Annotated in this window: 15 protein-coding genes; 7 read left to right on the forward strand and 8 right to left on the reverse strand. The window is 39.7% G+C overall.

From position 1 onward, the window contains the following. Positions 1-82: 82 nt before the first annotated feature. Positions 83-1,570 carry a catalase gene (locus QE422_RS03585; protein ID WP_307455105.1) on the reverse strand — a complete coding sequence of 496 codons (1,488 nt, stop codon included), beginning with the start codon at positions 1,568-1,570 and terminating at the stop codon, positions 83-85. Between the two features lie 135 nt (positions 1,571-1,705). On the opposite strand from QE422_RS03585, the gene QE422_RS03590 reads away from it, so the two are divergent. The 5 genes from QE422_RS03590 to QE422_RS03610 all read left to right on the forward strand — a co-directional run bounded on the left by QE422_RS03590 (position 1,706) and on the right by QE422_RS03610 (position 6,436). After that, the gene (locus QE422_RS03590) at positions 1,706-2,656 is read left to right on the forward strand and encodes a LysR substrate-binding domain-containing protein (protein WP_307455106.1); all 951 of its coding nucleotides are present in this window, start codon (positions 1,706-1,708) and stop codon (positions 2,654-2,656) included. Positions 2,657-2,889: 233 nt separating this feature from the next. Then, positions 2,890-4,170: a methionine adenosyltransferase gene (gene metK, locus QE422_RS03595; RefSeq protein WP_307455107.1), complete on the forward strand. Its 1,281-nt coding sequence runs from the start codon at positions 2,890-2,892 to the stop codon at positions 4,168-4,170. 85 nt (positions 4,171-4,255) lie between these two features. Beyond that, positions 4,256-4,747 (forward strand): hypothetical protein, encoded by a 492-nt coding sequence (locus QE422_RS03600; protein WP_307455109.1) that lies wholly within the window; start codon positions 4,256-4,258, stop codon positions 4,745-4,747. 198 nt (positions 4,748-4,945) lie between these two features. Continuing rightward, positions 4,946-5,536 (forward strand): RNA polymerase sigma factor, encoded by a 591-nt coding sequence (locus QE422_RS03605; RefSeq protein WP_307455111.1) that lies wholly within the window; start codon positions 4,946-4,948, stop codon positions 5,534-5,536. A 204-nt stretch (positions 5,537-5,740) separates the two neighbouring features. Then, positions 5,741-6,436: a YjjG family noncanonical pyrimidine nucleotidase gene (locus tag QE422_RS03610; RefSeq protein ID WP_307455113.1), complete on the forward strand. Its 696-nt coding sequence runs from the start codon at positions 5,741-5,743 to the stop codon at positions 6,434-6,436. A gap of 57 nt (positions 6,437-6,493) precedes the next feature. Here the strand turns inward: QE422_RS03610 and trpS are convergent, their stop codons facing one another. From trpS to ileS, 7 genes are all read right to left on the reverse strand, one after another. After that, the gene (gene trpS, locus QE422_RS03615) at positions 6,494-7,462 is read right to left on the reverse strand and encodes a tryptophan--tRNA ligase (RefSeq protein ID WP_307455115.1); all 969 of its coding nucleotides are present in this window, start codon (positions 7,460-7,462) and stop codon (positions 6,494-6,496) included. A gap of 273 nt (positions 7,463-7,735) precedes the next feature. Beyond that, positions 7,736-8,380, reverse strand: coding sequence for a vancomycin high temperature exclusion protein (locus QE422_RS03620; protein WP_307455116.1), 645 nt, complete (start codon positions 8,378-8,380; stop codon positions 7,736-7,738). Between the two features lie 16 nt (positions 8,381-8,396). Further along, complete coding sequence (locus QE422_RS03625) at positions 8,397-9,038, reverse strand: lipoprotein signal peptidase (RefSeq protein WP_307455117.1); 642 nt, start codon at positions 9,036-9,038, stop codon at positions 8,397-8,399. Next, entirely contained in the window at positions 9,038-9,229 is a 192-nt protein-coding gene (locus QE422_RS03630) for a DUF2683 family protein (RefSeq protein ID WP_307455119.1), read from the reverse strand. The genes QE422_RS03625 and QE422_RS03630 overlap by 1 nt, the downstream gene beginning before the upstream one ends. Before the next feature lie 18 nt (positions 9,230-9,247). Next, positions 9,248-9,493: a DUF6576 domain-containing protein gene (locus tag QE422_RS03635; RefSeq protein WP_307455120.1), complete on the reverse strand. Its 246-nt coding sequence runs from the start codon at positions 9,491-9,493 to the stop codon at positions 9,248-9,250. Positions 9,494-9,574: 81 nt separating this feature from the next. Beyond that, complete coding sequence (locus tag QE422_RS03640; protein ID WP_307455121.1) at positions 9,575-9,955, reverse strand: TraR/DksA C4-type zinc finger protein; 381 nt, start codon at positions 9,953-9,955, stop codon at positions 9,575-9,577. Positions 9,956-10,016: 61 nt separating this feature from the next. Beyond that, entirely contained in the window at positions 10,017-13,424 is a 3,408-nt protein-coding gene (gene ileS / locus QE422_RS03645; protein WP_307455122.1) for an isoleucine--tRNA ligase, read from the reverse strand. A 258-nt stretch (positions 13,425-13,682) separates the two neighbouring features. Between ileS and QE422_RS03650 the strand changes: the two genes are divergently transcribed. After that, positions 13,683-14,978, forward strand: a complete 1,296-nt coding sequence (locus QE422_RS03650; protein ID WP_307455124.1) for a phenylacetate--CoA ligase family protein — start codon at positions 13,683-13,685, stop codon at positions 14,976-14,978. A gap of 27 nt (positions 14,979-15,005) precedes the next feature. Beyond that, positions 15,006-15,605, forward strand: coding sequence for a hypothetical protein (locus QE422_RS03655; protein WP_307455125.1), 600 nt, complete (start codon positions 15,006-15,008; stop codon positions 15,603-15,605). The last annotated feature ends 11 nt before the right edge of the window (positions 15,606-15,616 follow it).

The following is a 15,616-nucleotide window of genomic DNA, read 5'->3' on the forward strand; positions in this document are numbered from 1 at the left end:
CGCAAATTATGAAATTTTTTACAAAAAAAAGGAAAAAATACTGATCTTTTTTCCTTTTGATTGAAATTATGTTTTGAAATAATTATTTCGTGTGACTCATCATATTGGCGTCAATAATAACATTGAGCTGAGATGCCACTTTCATGCCAAGCTCAATATTGGCTCTGAAAAAATGGCAAAGCTGCCTGTTGATGATTTCGTCTTTTTTAGGGCCGGTAATTCCCTTCATACTGCCGACGATATTGCTCACCAGGTTATGTCGTTCTTCAGGACTCATGGCTTTGGAATATAATAAGCCGGGCTGCGTATAATGGTCGTCATCGTTTTCATTTCTGCTGTAGTTGGCCACATGAGCGCTGTCCAGTTCATACTCATAGTTTTTATAAGCATAATCCGGTTTAATATCATCAAAACTGTTCGGATGATAATTCGGCTTGTCCTGATATTGGCTTGAATCTGCCATAAAACCGTCTCTCTGGTAATTGTTGACGGCAAAAGGGCAACGGTTCACTTCAAGCTGATGGGCATTTACCCCAACCCTGTACCGATGGGCATCCGGGTAAGAAAACAATCTTCCCTGAAGCATCCTGTCGGGTGAGAAGCTGATTCCGTTGATCAGATGGCTCGGCGAGAAAATAGATTGCTCCACATGAGCAAAATAATTGACAGGCACTTCATTGAGCTCCATTTCTCCCACTTCAATCATCGGAAAATCATCATGGAACCAAACCTTGGTAATATCAAAAGGATTCCATCTGAAATCTCTGGCCTGTTCTTCCGTCATCACCTGGATGTACATGGTCCACTTCGGGAAATTTCCTTCTTCGATGGCATTGCAAAGATCCTCCTGTGCAAAATCCGGATTTTCACCCGCCATTTTTATAGCTTCCTCATTGGTGAAATTTTTGATCCCTTGTTTGGTCACGAAATGAAACTTTACCCAGATTCTTTCATTTTTATCATTGATCATCGAGTAGGTATGCGATCCGAAACCGTGCATATGCCGGTATCCGTAAGGCGTTCCCCGGTCAGACATAAGAATTAATACCTGGTGTAGAGATTCGGGATTCAGGCTCCAGAAATCCCACATCATAGTTGCACTCTTAAGATTCGTTTTTGGGACTCTTTTCTGGGTATGGATAAAATCTGGAAATTTCTTGGCATCTTTAATGAAAAATACCGGTGTATTATTTCCTACCAAGTCCCAGTTTCCGTCTTCGGTATAAAATTTAAGAGCGAAACCTCTCGGGTCCCTTGCGGTATCTGCGCTCCCTTTCTCTCCACCAACGGTAGAAAAGCGGGCAAACATCCTGCATGAATTTCCGACTTTCGAGAATAGTTTTGCTTTGGTATATTGGGTAATGTCGTGGGTAACCGTAAAAGTTCCGTAAGCACCTGTTCCTTTGGCATGAACAATTCTTTCGGGGATTCTTTCCCTTACAAAATGAGCCAGGTTTTCCTGTAAGATAAAATCCTGCATCAATACCGGTCCTCTAGGGCCGACGGTCTGAGAATCCTGGTGTTCATAATAAGGGGCGCCATTGCTTAATGTTAATTTTTTAGAATCCATAATAGTTGCAATTTGTATAAAATATTTTTCGGAGTGGTATTTGATTATGTAAAGGTAGTAATAATCAAAATTACTTGAATTTTTAATTGTCAATAGCAAAAACATTTTATCTTTGTAATAGATAATATTAATCAGATGAACATTCAGCAACTGGAGTATCTTATCGCAGTGGATAAGTACAAGCATTTTGGTAAAGCAGCTCAGGCATGCTTCATTACCCAGCCTACGTTAAGCGCCATGATACAGAAATTCGAGGATGAACTGGATGTAAAGGTTTTCGACCGTACTACACACCCGATCCGGACAACTGATGTAGGGCTTCAGATTATCGATCAGGCCAAGGTGATTATAGAATCTGTCAATGAACTGAAGAATAAAGCCAACCTTCTGAATAACATTCTGGGTGGTACCATCAACATCGGAATTATTCCTACCGTTTCATCTTTTATTCTACCAACTGAAATTTTTAAGTTTCTGAAAGACAATCCGAAAATCCAGATGAATGTGAAGGAGATGACGACCGATAATATTGTCAAATCCCTGAAAGCAGGAGAATTGGATGCCGGAATTATCTCAACACCGTATGATGCTGCCGATGAGTTTTATCAGGATTTCCTGTTCAACGAAGAGCTGATGATTTACAGTTCCGAAACGGAAACCAACAAGAAGAATTCTTATGTAGTTCCTGAAGAGCTGAATGTAGAAAAAGTATGGCTGTTGGAAGAAGGGAACTGTTTGAGAAACCAGTTCGAGAATATCTGCCATCTTAAAGAGAACACATTAAAGCCGAAAAACCTGGATTTCCTGGCGTCCAATATTCAGACATTGGTACACATGGTGGATAAAGTGGGTGGAATCAGCATTTTGCCGGAGCTTGCCCTGAACCAGCTTTCCGAGCAGCAGAAAAAGAATGTATACCGTTTCAAAAAACCTTTTCCATACAGGGAAATCAGCATTATCTACTACAAGCCGACCTTTAAGCAGAAAATTATTGACGAATTATCGCATTCAATCCGGACTTCTTTAGAGAAAAAACTGAATTATAACGAAAGTCCGAAAGAATTCGTAAGCATAAAACCTCAATAGTTTTTTATTGCCAACGGCTGTTAAACCGTTAATTTCAAGAAAATTATAATTAGTAGACAAAAATTTTGAGTATTAAAAAATAGTACTTAAATTTGCCAACGTTTACGGACGAGGAAAAATTTGACCTGATTGCAACCTCTATAAAAAAATGCTAAAACAGTATTCTTTTTTAGGCCTTTAGACAATTATTCTTATTTTTCCTTGTGAATTTTAATCTCAAACAACAGAATAACATGTCTTATTTATTTACATCTGAATCCGTTTCAGAAGGACATCCGGATAAAATCGCCGATCAGATATCCGATGCATTAATCGATCACTTTTTAGCATACGATAAATCTTCAAAGGTAGCTTGTGAAACGCTTGTAACGACAGGACAGGTGGTTTTGGCCGGTGAAGTAAAATCGGATGCTTATCTTGATGTGCAGACCATTGCGAGAGAGGTAATCAACGGAATCGGTTATACAAAAGGAGAATATATGTTCAACGGGGATTCTTGCGGGGTAATTTCTGCGATCCACGAACAGTCTCCGGATATCAACCAGGGTGTGGACAGAGCTGTTTCTGATGAGTCTTTTGAAGCAAAAGCCAACGCTCAGGGAGCGGGTGACCAGGGAATGATGTTCGGGTATGCTACCAATGAAACGGCTAACTATATGCCTTTGGCTCTGGATCTGGCCCACACTATTCTTAAAGAACTTTCTGCGATCCGAAGAGAGAATTCGGAAATCAAATACCTTCGTCCTGATGCAAAAAGCCAGGTAACCATCGAATATTCCGATGATCATAAGCCAATCAGAATCGATTCTATCGTGGTTTCTACGCAACACGATGATTTTGCGGCAGAAGAAGAAATGTTGAACAAAATCAGAGAAGACATTAAAAATATCCTGATTCCAAGGGTAGTGGCTTTACAGTCGGATGAAATCAAAGCGTTATTCAACGATCAGATCAAATATCACATCAATCCTACCGGGAAATTCGTAATCGGAGGTCCTCACGGGGATACCGGCCTTACCGGCAGAAAAATCATCGTGGATACTTACGGTGGAAAAGGAGCTCACGGAGGCGGGGCTTTCTCCGGAAAAGATCCTTCGAAGGTAGACCGTAGTGCTGCATATGCAACAAGGCACATTGCCAAAAACCTGGTAGCGGCCGGCGTTGCCGATGAAGTTCTGGTACAGGTTTCTTATGCTATCGGTGTAGCAGAACCTTGCGGATTGTACATCAATACTTACGGAACGTCAAAAGTAGATCTTAACGACGGGGAAATCGCGAAGAAAGTTTCTACGGTTTTCGATTTGAGACCTTATGCGATCGAACAGAACTTAAAGCTGAGAAACCCTATCTATCAGGATACCGCTTCTTACGGACACATGGGAAGAGAAAGCTATATTGCAAGCAAGACTTTCAACAAAGGGCATAAAAATGAACTTACCCTTGAAAATCTTGAGTTCTTTACATGGGAAAAATTAGACAAAGTAGATGAAATTAAAGCCGCTTTCGGAATTTAATTTTTAAACTTGCTACAATAAATGACTGCTTTATCCTTTTGATAAGGCAGTTTTTTTTATTTTTACATTTAATAATAAATTAAAGATGATGAACGCCAGATCTGCCATCGCGATCCTATCCGTATTTTTCCTGAGTACTTTCGCTAAAGCACAGGTAACCGTGCATAAAATGATCAGTGTAGGGTATACCTATCAGAACCAAAGCTTCGGTGAAGTAGGAGGAAAACTGCTTTTTTTGAAAAATGATGATGTGATTTACCGTTTGGGAGCTTCTGCAATGATGGGGTCTGCAAATTCAAAATTTGCCATTATGCCGAAGGTATCGGCCGACGTATTGCTGAATTTTGAAAAAAATGTGGATTTTTACCATTCCTATTATTTCCTGGTGGGAGCCGAAGGAACGAATAAATATATTGCTCCGAAGGTCGGTGTTACGCTTTTTGGGATCCTGGATCTTTCGGGAGGGTATGCTTTTCCGATAGGAAACAGCGGAATAAACGGTAAAGAATTGAGGGGTGTGAATGTTAATTTAACACTAAATATCCCTACTGTATTCATTCACGACATGTTTAAGTGATTTTTTTTAAATTTTTCTTGTAAAAAGTTAATAAATGGTTAACAGTTATTAAAAATTTATTATATTTACAACATAGAAAAATTGTATCCGCCTATTGATTATACTTTACTCTGAAGAATTGTTTTGTATTTACAGCTGAAGCCAGATGAAATATCTGGAAAAATTATCTTCGGCAAGTATATTTATTGAGAAGAAGTTATGAAATCAAAATCGGATAGTTTACTAATTTCCCTTTACCAGAAAGGAGACGAAACGGCGCTGTCAACCCTTATACACCGCCATCAGAGAGAACTGTTTACATTCATTTTTTACAAAATTAATGATGAAGATTTGGCAAACGATGTATTTCAGGATACATTCATGAAAATTATCGTGATGCTGAAAGAAGGACGCTACAACGAGGAAGGTAAATTCATTCTTTGGGCTAAAAGAATTGCCCACAATCTTATTATCGACCATTTCAGAGCAAAAGCCAAAAATATCAAAGTTTCGGAAACTACTTTTGAAACCGACGAATATTCTATTTTTGATCTGCTGAAAGAGCCTTCCGAAAATATTGAAGACCAGCTGGTAACCAATCAGATCCAGGAAGATCTGTTGAAGATGCTTCAGTTTCTGCCACAGAACCAGCAGGAAGTCATTAAACTGAGATTTTTTGACGGATTGAGTTTTAAAGAAATAGCCGACCATACCGATATGAGTATCAACACCACATTGGGACGGGTACGGTATGCTCTGATCAACCTGAGAAAAATCATGGATGAAAAGAATATTATCTTAACACGATAGATAATAATTTCGGAATATTCTCGTTTTAAGGAAAAACATTTAATCGCCTATGAGAAAAAATGATTCCTTAAAAGTGAAAGCTTTGAAACCTAAGAAACAAACTATTGAGTTTTTGCTCAGCTTTTCAAAGAGTGTCGAGGTCGTAAAGACTCCGGGCAAGAATTATCCGATTTCCAAAAATTAAAATTATTAATTTTGTGCTGTATGAAAATTCAGCACATTTTTTTTGACCTAGACAATACACTGTGGGATCACCGTAAAAACGCATACCTTACCATTAAAGAACTTTTTGAAAAAGAAGAAATCGGTCTGAAATATAATATCGATTTTAATGAATTCCATGCGGTTTATCACGAAATCAATGAGAAGCTTTGGGAAGATATCCGGGACGGCATCATTGATAAAGAATACCTTCGAAAACACCGTTTTTACGATACCTTTAAACGTTTTAATGTAGATGATGAAGCCCTTTCGATATATTTTGAAGAGCATTTTTTAGATAAAATCCTCAATCATAACGAACTGGTGGAAGGTGCGGTGTATATTCTGGAATATCTTAAAGCAAAGAATTATACTTTGCACATCATTTCCAACGGCTTTAAGGAGGTCACCGAACGGAAATGTATTTTATCCGGGATCGACAAATATTTCCAAACCATTACCAGCGCCGATACCGTAGGCGTAAGAAAACCACGTCCGGAAATTTTCGAATATTCCTTAAACCTGGCGGGAGCAGGAAAAGGGAACAGTATCTTAATCGGAGACGATTGGATAGCGGATGTCATCGGAGCCCAACGTTTCGGAATGGACGTTATTTTCTTTGATGTCCTGAATGAAAACAGGGAAGAGGAAGGGTTGAAAGTGATCAAGCACCTTTTGCAGATTAAAGAATATCTATAAAAATTCGGCGGTCCCATTTTAAGAGACCGCCGAAATGATATCATTATTGAAAAGTTATTAAAGCCCTAAGCTTTCTCTTACTCTTTTCATTGTTTCCGTAGCAATCGCTCTCGTTTTTGCCGCTCCTTCCTGAAGCTTGGCTTCCAATTCGTCCAAATTGTTCATGTAATACGAGAAAAGCTCTCTTTCTTTCTCGAATCGTACCAGAATCAGATCCAGCAATTCTTTTTTCGCGTGGCCATACCCGAAATTTCCGGCCAGATATTTCGCTCTTAATGCTTCAGTCTGTTCAGGCGTTGCTACCAGCTGATAGATCGCAAATACTTTGTCGGTTTCAGGATCTTTCGGCTCTTCCAGGGATTTCGAGTCGGTTTCGATGCTCATCACCTGTTTTTTAAGCTCTTTTTCAGGCAGAAAGATGTTGATGATGTTTCCTCTGGATTTGGACATTTTATTGCCGTCTATGCCCGGAACATATTTGGTGTTCTCCTGAAGCTCGGATTGAGGCAATACAAAAACTTCCCCCATCTGGTTGTTGAAACGTGAAGCAACGTCACGTGCAATTTCCAAATGCTGAAGCTGGTCTTTTCCCACAGGAACGATCTCTGCGTCATACAGAAGGATATCGGCAGCCATCAGAATCGGATAAGTAAATAATCCTGCGTTCACATCCTGCAAACGGTCTGCTTTATCTTTGAATGAATGCGCTAACGTTAGTCGCTGATACGGAAAAAAACATGATAAATGCCAAGAAAGTTCACAGGTTTCAGGGATGTCACTCTGTCTGTAAAAATAAGTTTTTTCGGTATCCAGCCCACAAGCAAGCCAAGCCGCAGCAATCTCGTAGGTATTCTGTTTCAGTTCTTTCGCGTCTTTAATCTGGGTAAGCGAGTGAAGATTCGCGATAAATAAAAATGATTCGTTTCCTTCCTGCTTGGATAGCTCAATTGCAGGAATAATAGCACCCAGTAAATTCCCAAGGTGCGGGGTTCCGGTGGCTTGAATGCCGGTAAGAATTCTTGACATTGTTTAAAATTTATATTTAAAATTAATGAATTGCAAATTTAATTAATTCTTTAAGATATGGGGTGGTCTGAATAGAAGTTTAAATCTTATTAAAAGCAGAGTTTAATATGACATTTTAATATCAAAGGGCAGAAGCCACTATATTGCTAATCAAAGCTTACATCATTCAGAATATTATGATGATTATATACTTACAAATAAATCTGCCAATCCGCAAGATTTGGATAAAACTAAAATTCAGACTATTCTAAAATTTAATCTTTAAAAAAAGCCTTAAGGAATCTGAATTTTCTTTCCGCCAAACTTAGGTTCAACGCCTGTCAAAAGATCCAGGTAAGCCTTTGTTTTCGCAAGATATTCTCTCACGTTGGTTTTAAAGCCTGCATATTTATTAACATCCGGCGCATTATAACCGTAGGCTTCGATGCCGTTCTCACGTGCCAGAAATACAGCTCTTTCGTTGTGAAATTTCTGTGAAATAATAATCAGTTTTTTCTGTCCGAAGATTTCCTTTGCCCTCACCACGGAATCCAGGGTCCTGAATCCGGCAAAATCAAGAAATATTCTGTTTTCTGGAACCCCGTATTTTATTAGTGCCTGCTGCATATCCTCCGGCTCGTTATAATCTTTCCGGCTGTTGTCTCCGCTTACGATAAGGTACTGGATTTTTCCGCTTTTAAACAGGTCGGCAGCGGCCCGGATCCTGTGGAGGAAATAAGCATTGGGCAGCCCGTTGTCCAGATTTTTGCTTGTTCCCAGTAAAAGACCTGTTTTTGTATTAGGAAGATCCGCCATTACATACGAAAGATAAGCCTCGGTATTTCTTTTCATGCTATAATTGGCCCAGGCAATAAAAATAATTCCCGCTACAAAAAGAAGCAGGAACATTTTAAATATGTTTTTAATTAATTTTTTCATCGTTTATCAAATGTTTTTAAAATTCCAGTCCGTTCGGAAAGGCTTTTTTTCTGAAGATCAGCAGAAGGGCAGCTCCTACGGTAATTGCAGAATCGGCAACATTAAAAATATATTTGAAAAATTCAATATGTTTTCCGCCGATCAGTGGCCAGCTTTCCGGAACGTTCCAGTCTACGATCGGGAAGTGGAGCATATCCACCACACAGCCTTTCATAAAAGTAGAATAGCCGTGTCCGAAAGGCACAAAGTGCGAAACACCACCATAGCCGATCCACCGGCCTGTACTTTCATCGAAGACCGTTCCGCTGTCAAAGATCATTCCGTAGAACATTCCGTCGATTAAATTTCCGATGGCCCCTGCAAAGATCATGGCCATAGGAATCAGCAGGTAATTCGATTCGCCGCGTTGAAGCCATTTTTTAAAAAGATAAATCATTCCTGCAATCAGGCAGATTCTTACAATTACAAGAAAATATTTACCGATAATTCCTCCGAAATGAAAACCGTAAGCCATGCCGGGGTTTTCCACAAAAGTTTTATTAAAAAATCCCTGAATAACAGGAATGCTTTCATTCAGTTCAAAATGCGTTTTTACATACATTTTGGAAGCCTGGTCGATCAGTAAAATAAGAAAGGTTACAAGTGCGATTTTCTTCATTACAGGCCTTTGGGTTTAGAAGGTTTTCCTATTTTCTCATTTTTCCGGTCAACAATCTTTTTGATCGTCTTCTCATTGTGGTGCGTATTTTTGGTATGGAATTTCTCGAACTTGATGTTCATTTCTTTTAAAACACTTTTCAGTGCGCTCAGCTCCATGGCATTCTTGGTGTGCACAATTATGGATTCCATTGTCTTGATATAAGTTTTCTATTTTCTGGAAAGTTCGTCGAGTCTTTTCCTGTCTTTCGCAGATAGGTCATTGACTCCGTTTTTGCCCATCTTGCTCAGCAGACGGTCGATTTCTTTTTCCCGGTCGCGTTTCTCGGAATTAAACTTGTCATCGATCGTATAATTTCGCTCTTCATCCGTAAAGAATCTGTTTTTGATCCATTCTCTGTTGAAAAACGCCAGTACGGCAACAACAATAATTCCTAAAATCAATACTTCGCTCATGGGCCTATATTAAAAAATCAGGTTTATAAAGTATTCCGTGAAATACGATATAAACCCAATGTATTGTAGATAACCGAACGGTTATTTCTGCATATTTTTCGCTTCGATGCTTAAGGTAGCATGAGGAACAGCCAGCAATCTTTCTTTAGGAATAAGTTTACCGGTCACTCTGCAGATCCCGTAGGTTTTGTTTTCAATTCTTATCAGAGCGTTCTTCAGATCACGTAAGAATTTCTCCTGTCTGCCTGCCAAAATGGAATTTTGTTCTTTACTTAACGTTTCAGCACCTTCTTCAAATGCTTTGAAGGTAGGAGAAGTATCATCCGTACCATTGTTCTGGTCGTTGATAAAACTTTCTCTGATCAGTTGTAAATCCTTTTCAGCTTTCTCTATTTTCTCCCGGATAACTGCTTTAAACTCTTGTAAATCAGCATCACTGTATCTTACTCTTTCGTCTGACATAATCATTTTTCTCTTTTTTAATAAAATTATGAAATGGAATTTGAAAAACAATAACTATATGTTAATTTTTTTCAACATTTATCTTAAAATTAACCTCATCTATTTCGATTTCGTTAAAATTTGAAAGTGAAGATACAATTTCTATTTTATTTGACAAGACTTCAGAAGAAATATATTCCTCATTTTTCTTGATATCTTCAAGCAAAGGCGAGTCTTCTTCCAGGAAGATAACAATCCTGTCGGTTAAATCGAAATCTTTCTCCTTTCGCAGGTTCTGAATTCTGTTGATGAATTCCCTCGCGATCCCTTCAGATTTTAATTCTTCTGTCAACGTCAAATCTAGTGCCACAGTCGTTTTCCCATCGGAAGTTACCGTCCATCCCGGGATATCTTTAGTAGAAATTTCCACATCATCCAATGTGATTTCGTAACCCTGGATATCCAATTTCCCTTCTTTTTCCAACTGAGAAATCTGTTCTGTCTCAAGACCGGCAATCGCTCCTCCTACCGTTTTCATATCTTTACCTAATTTCGGACCCAAGGCCTTAAAATTCGGTTTGATCTGTTTTACAATAAGATGCGAAGCTTCTTCAGCATTAATTAACTGAAGTTCTTTAACGTTCACTTCCTGCTTGATCAGTTCTGCAACTGCAAGGATCTGTTCTTCCGTTTTCTTGTCTAAAACGGGGATCAGTACTTTTTGCAACGGCTGTCGCACTTTTACAGTTTCCTTTTTTCTTAAAGAGAAAACCATACTGGTGATGCTCTGTGCCAGATGCGTTTTTTCCACAAGATCCTGATCGATCAGGCTTTCATCCGCTACCGGGAAGTCCGTCAGGTGGATCGATTCCGCTGCATCTTTTCCGGTTACTTTATTTAAATCCTGGTATAGCTGATCCATAAAGAACGGAGCAATCGGTGCGGATAATTTGGCCACCGTTTCCAGGCAGATATACAAAGTCTGGTAAGCAGAGATTTTATCTTCTGAATAATCGCCTTTCCAGAAACGTCTTCTGCACAGTCTTACGTACCAGTTGCTCAGGTTATCATTCACAAATGTATTGATGGCTCTGGCTACTCTTGTCGGTTCGTAATCTTCGTAGAAGGCTTTAACCTCTTTAATCAATAAATTCAGTTCCGATAAAATCCACCGGTCGATTTCCGGTCGGTTTTCCACTTCTTTTTCGGAATAACTGAATCCGTCTACATTTGCATATAAAGCAAAGAAAGAATAGGTATTGTATAAGGTTCCGAAGAACTTTCTTCGTACTTCGTCAATTCCTTCAATATCAAATTTCAGGTTTTCCCAAGGGTTGGCATTGGAAATCATATACCAACGCGTAGCATCCGGCCCGTAAACCGAAAGGGTTTCAAACGGGTCTACGGCATTTCCTTTGGATTTTGACATTTTAAGTCCGTTTTTATCCAAAACAAGTCCGTTGCTCATTACATTTTTATACGCTACCGAATCGAATACGGCTGTTCCGATGGCGTGAAGCGTATAGAACCAGCCACGGGTCTGATCAACTCCCTCCGCGATAAAATCGGCAGGGAAGGCTTTATTGTTGTCGATTAATTCTTTATTCTCAAAAGGATAGTGCAGCTGCGCATACGGCATCGAACCCGAATCGAACCAAACATCGATCAGATCACTTTCACGTTTCATCGGCAGCCCTGAATCCGAAACCAGAATGATCTTGTCTACGATATTTTTATGAAGATCAACGAGCTCATAGTTGGATTCGGACATATTGCCGATCACGAAACCTTTAAAAGGATTTTCTGTCATCAGTCCTGCCGCAACGGATTTCTCGATTTCATTATACAGCTCTTCTACGGAACCGATAATTTTTTCTTCCTGTGCTGAGCCTGTCGAAGAGTCGGTTCTCCAGATCGGCAACGGAATTCCCCAATATCTTGATCTTGAAAGATTCCAGTCGTTCACGTTTTCCAGCCAGTTCCCAAAACGTCCTTCTCCAGTTGATTTCGGTTTCCAGTTGATTTCTTTGTTTAAATCCACCAGCCTTTCTTTTACGGCCGTCATTTTCACAAACCATGAATCCAGTGGGTAATACAATACCGGCTTGTCTGTTCTCCAGCAGTGTGGATAACTGTGGACATATTTTTCTACTTTGAAGGCTTTGTTTTCCGTTTTCAATAAAATCGCCAGCTCTACATCCCAGGATTTCTCCGGAGCAGTGCCTTCATCGTAATATTCGTTCTTAATGTATTTCCCGGAGAATAATTCCGGAACATTTTCCCCTTTAATAAATCTTCCCTGAAGATCTACCAGTGGAACCAGGTTGTCGTTTTCATCTTTTACCAACATCGGCGGAACTTCAGGTTTGGCCATTTTGGCAACCCGTGCATCATCCGCACCGAAAGTCGGTGCCGTATGAACGATTCCCGTACCGTCTTCCGTTGTTACGAAATCCCCTAAAATTACCCTAAACGCATTTTCAGGATGGTCATTCGGGGTAAACCATGAAACAAGCTGTTCGTATCGTGTTTCCACCAGTTTTTCTCCAGTGAATTCTTTTAGGATTTTAAACGGAATTGTTTTGTTTTCTGCAGAATAATTTGCAAAATCTTCATCCGTTCCTTCAGTATATTTTTTCCCGAAAACTTTAGGTAAAAGCACGCGGGATAAAACAACGTTTACCGGCTCGAAAGTATATTGGTTGAATGTTTTTACCAGGACATATTCAATATCTCTTCCCACGGTAAGAGCCGTGTTGGAAGGAAGCGTCCATGGGGTTGTCGTCCAGGCCAGGATGTGCACGTCCCCATCCACATCGCTGAACAGTTCGGAAGATTCTTTTTTTACCTTGAACTGAGCCACCACCGTCGTATCCGAAACATCATGGTACGTTCCGGGCATATTCAGTTCGGCCGAAGAAAGTCCGGTTCCTGCTTTCGGGGAATAAGGCTGGATGGTGTATCCTTTGTACAATAATTCCTTATCGTAAAGTTGTTTCAACAGCCACCAAACCGTTTCCATATATTTAGATTTATATGTGATGTACGGATCATTAAGATCTACCCAATACCCGATTTTTTCAGTCAGGTTGTTCCATACGTCCGTATAGCGCATTACCGCTTCACGGCAGGCTTTGTTGTAATCTTCAATCGAAATTTTTTTGCCAATATCTTCTTTGGTGATTCCTAATTCCTTTTCCACACCAAGCTCTACCGGAAGTCCGTGGGTATCCCAACCCGCTTTACGGAAAACCTGCTTTCCGTTCTGGGTCTGATAACGACAGAAAATATCCTTTAATGCCCTGGCCATAACGTGGTGAATTCCGGGCATACCGTTTGCCGAAGGCGGACCTTCATAAAAAACAAACTCAGGCTGCCCCTCACGAATCTCAACACTTTTATTGAAGGTTTTATTCTGCTTCCAGAATTCCGAGATGTTCTCGGCTACGTCAATAAGGTTGAGGTTTTTGTATTCTTTAAATTGGCTCATTGTAATATCTCAATATCGATGATTAATTAAGTTGGCAAATTTACTAAAATTTACCGGTTTATAATATATGTTTTATTTTGATATTTCCAATGAAAATGTTCTGTTTCAGAAAAATAAAGTAAAGGGGGATGAGCAATAACGAATAGGTGAATTTTTAGCGGTAATTTATGGGTGAATAATCTATACGATCTGAGGAAAAATTCATCTGCCGGATTTTAATTTTAATTAAATACATTTGTCCTTTAAAAATAAGAACCATTGGAATTCCATCCATCCATCGAAAAAGCAGAAGCTGCGGAAATCAAAAAATTTCAGGAGCAAAAACTTCAGGAACTGTTGGTGTATCTTGAAATGCATTCCCCTTTTTACCAAAGGATATTTAAAGAAAACGGGATCCGTATTGCTGACATTCAGACTTTGGAAGATCTGCAGAAGATCCCTACCACGACAAAGAACGATATTCAGCAGAACAATGATGATTTCTTCTGCATTACGCCGGATAAAATCGTGGATTACAGCACGACTTCAGGAACCCTGGGTGATCCTGTCACATTCGGATTGTCGGATAGCGACTTGGAACGCCTGTCGTACAACGAGGCGATTTCCTTCGCCTGTGCTGGAATTCAAAAAGGAGATGTGGTACAGATGATCACTACTATCGACAAAAGGTTCATGGCCGGGCTGGCTTATTTTTTAGGCTTACGGAAAATGGGAGCCAGCGTTGTGAGAATGGGGCCGGGAATTCCCGAACTGCAGTGGGATTCCATCTTTCGGTACAAACCGAAATACCTGATTACCGTTCCTTCTTTTCTGTTGAAAATGATTGATTATGCTGAAAAGCATGGAATCGATTATCAGAATTCCAGTGTTTATGGAGCCGTCTGTATCGGGGAGAGCATCAAAAACCAGGATTTTACGGATAATATTTTATCAAAAAAGATCAAAGAGAAGTGGAACATCAAGCTTTTCTCAACCTATGCTTCTACGGAAATGAGTACGGCCTTTACGGAATGCGAACAGCAGATCGGCGGTCACCACCACCCGGAACTGATCATTACCGAAATCCTGGATGATGACGGAAAACCCGTAAAAGAAGGAGAAAGCGGCGAACTGACCATCACAACGTTGGGTGTCGAAGCTTTACCTTTACTAAGATTTAAAACCGGGGATATTGTAAAAGCTCATTACGAGCCCTGCCCATGTGGAAGAAACACCATGCGGCTGGGACCTGTGGTCGGAAGAAAACAGCAGATGATCAAATACAAAGGAACAACATTGTATCCGCCGGCAATGAATGACATCCTGAATGATTTCAACAATATTCTGTGCTACCAGATCGTGATTCAGTCGAATGAGATAGGGCTGGACGAAATCATCATTAAAATCAGTACCGATAGTGATTCTGAGACGTTCGTAAATGAAGTGAGAGATCATTTCCGGGCCAAATTACGGGTAAGTCCGAAAATAGAAATTATAGATTTCGAGGTATTGTCTAAAACGGTATTTCATCCGAACAGCAGGAAACCAATTGCCTTCATCGACTTACGGAACTAAAATTAATAAAACATACATTAATAACTTATGAAAAAATTAGTATTCGCCTTTTTTGTTTTCTTAACAGGGATGATCTTCGGGCAGAAAATGAAAGTAACTTCCGGCAATTTCGATTTCTTAAAAGGACAGACCGAGCTGAATCTGCAGATGGATTACAGCCATGTTGAATTTTACAAAGAGAACATGAATGAAGTTGAATATATTGCCAAGCAGCAAAAAGATATCCAGAAAGCCGGTAAAAGCCCTGACGAATTTGAAAAATGGAAAAAAGACTGGGAATATTCCAAGAATACCCAATTCGTAGATAAATTTCTGGCTTCAATGAATAAAAATACGGATATTAAAACCTCCGTTAATAACCCAGCTGCAAAATATACGCTGATTGTAGAAACCGTATGGATTTATCCGGGATGGTTCGGAGGAATTATGAACCAGCCGTCCAAGCTGAGCACCCTTTTAAAATTTGTGGAGACTTCAGATCCTTCTCACGTTTTACTGGAAATTGACAGCAAAAATGCGCCCGGCGATAATTTCGTAGGATTGCCGAATAACAACGACCGGATTTCGGAAGGATATGTCAAAACAGCAAAGACATTGGCCCATATGATTGAAAAGAAGATCAAATAACTAAGTCAGAT

The organism is Chryseobacterium sp. SORGH_AS_0447 (genome assembly GCF_030818695.1).
In the GTDB taxonomy this organism is placed as follows: domain Bacteria; phylum Bacteroidota; class Bacteroidia; order Flavobacteriales; family Weeksellaceae; genus Chryseobacterium.

Coding starts and splice junctions, on each gene's coding strand:
- QE422_RS03585 (WP_307455105.1), bottom strand. CDS start 1,570: ATGGATTCTAAAAAATTAACATTAAGCAATGGCGCCCCTTATTATGAA.
- QE422_RS03590 (WP_307455106.1), top strand. CDS start 1,706: ATGAACATTCAGCAACTGGAGTATCTTATCGCAGTGGATAAGTACAAG.
- metK (WP_307455107.1), top strand. CDS start 2,890: ATGTCTTATTTATTTACATCTGAATCCGTTTCAGAAGGACATCCGGAT.
- QE422_RS03600 (WP_307455109.1), top strand. CDS start 4,256: ATGATGAACGCCAGATCTGCCATCGCGATCCTATCCGTATTTTTCCTG.
- QE422_RS03605 (WP_307455111.1), top strand. CDS start 4,946: ATGAAATCAAAATCGGATAGTTTACTAATTTCCCTTTACCAGAAAGGA.
- QE422_RS03610 (WP_307455113.1), top strand. CDS start 5,741: ATGAAAATTCAGCACATTTTTTTTGACCTAGACAATACACTGTGGGAT.
- trpS (WP_307455115.1), bottom strand. CDS start 7,462: ATGTCAAGAATTCTTACCGGCATTCAAGCCACCGGAACCCCGCACCTT.
- QE422_RS03620 (WP_307455116.1), bottom strand. CDS start 8,380: ATGAAAAAATTAATTAAAAACATATTTAAAATGTTCCTGCTTCTTTTT.
- QE422_RS03625 (WP_307455117.1), bottom strand. CDS start 9,038: ATGAAGAAAATCGCACTTGTAACCTTTCTTATTTTACTGATCGACCAG.
- QE422_RS03630 (WP_307455119.1), bottom strand. CDS start 9,229: ATGGAATCCATAATTGTGCACACCAAGAATGCCATGGAGCTGAGCGCA.
- QE422_RS03635 (WP_307455120.1), bottom strand. CDS start 9,493: ATGAGCGAAGTATTGATTTTAGGAATTATTGTTGTTGCCGTACTGGCG.
- QE422_RS03640 (WP_307455121.1), bottom strand. CDS start 9,955: ATGTCAGACGAAAGAGTAAGATACAGTGATGCTGATTTACAAGAGTTT.
- ileS (WP_307455122.1), bottom strand. CDS start 13,424: ATGAGCCAATTTAAAGAATACAAAAACCTCAACCTTATTGACGTAGCC.
- QE422_RS03655 (WP_307455125.1), top strand. CDS start 15,006: ATGAAAAAATTAGTATTCGCCTTTTTTGTTTTCTTAACAGGGATGATC.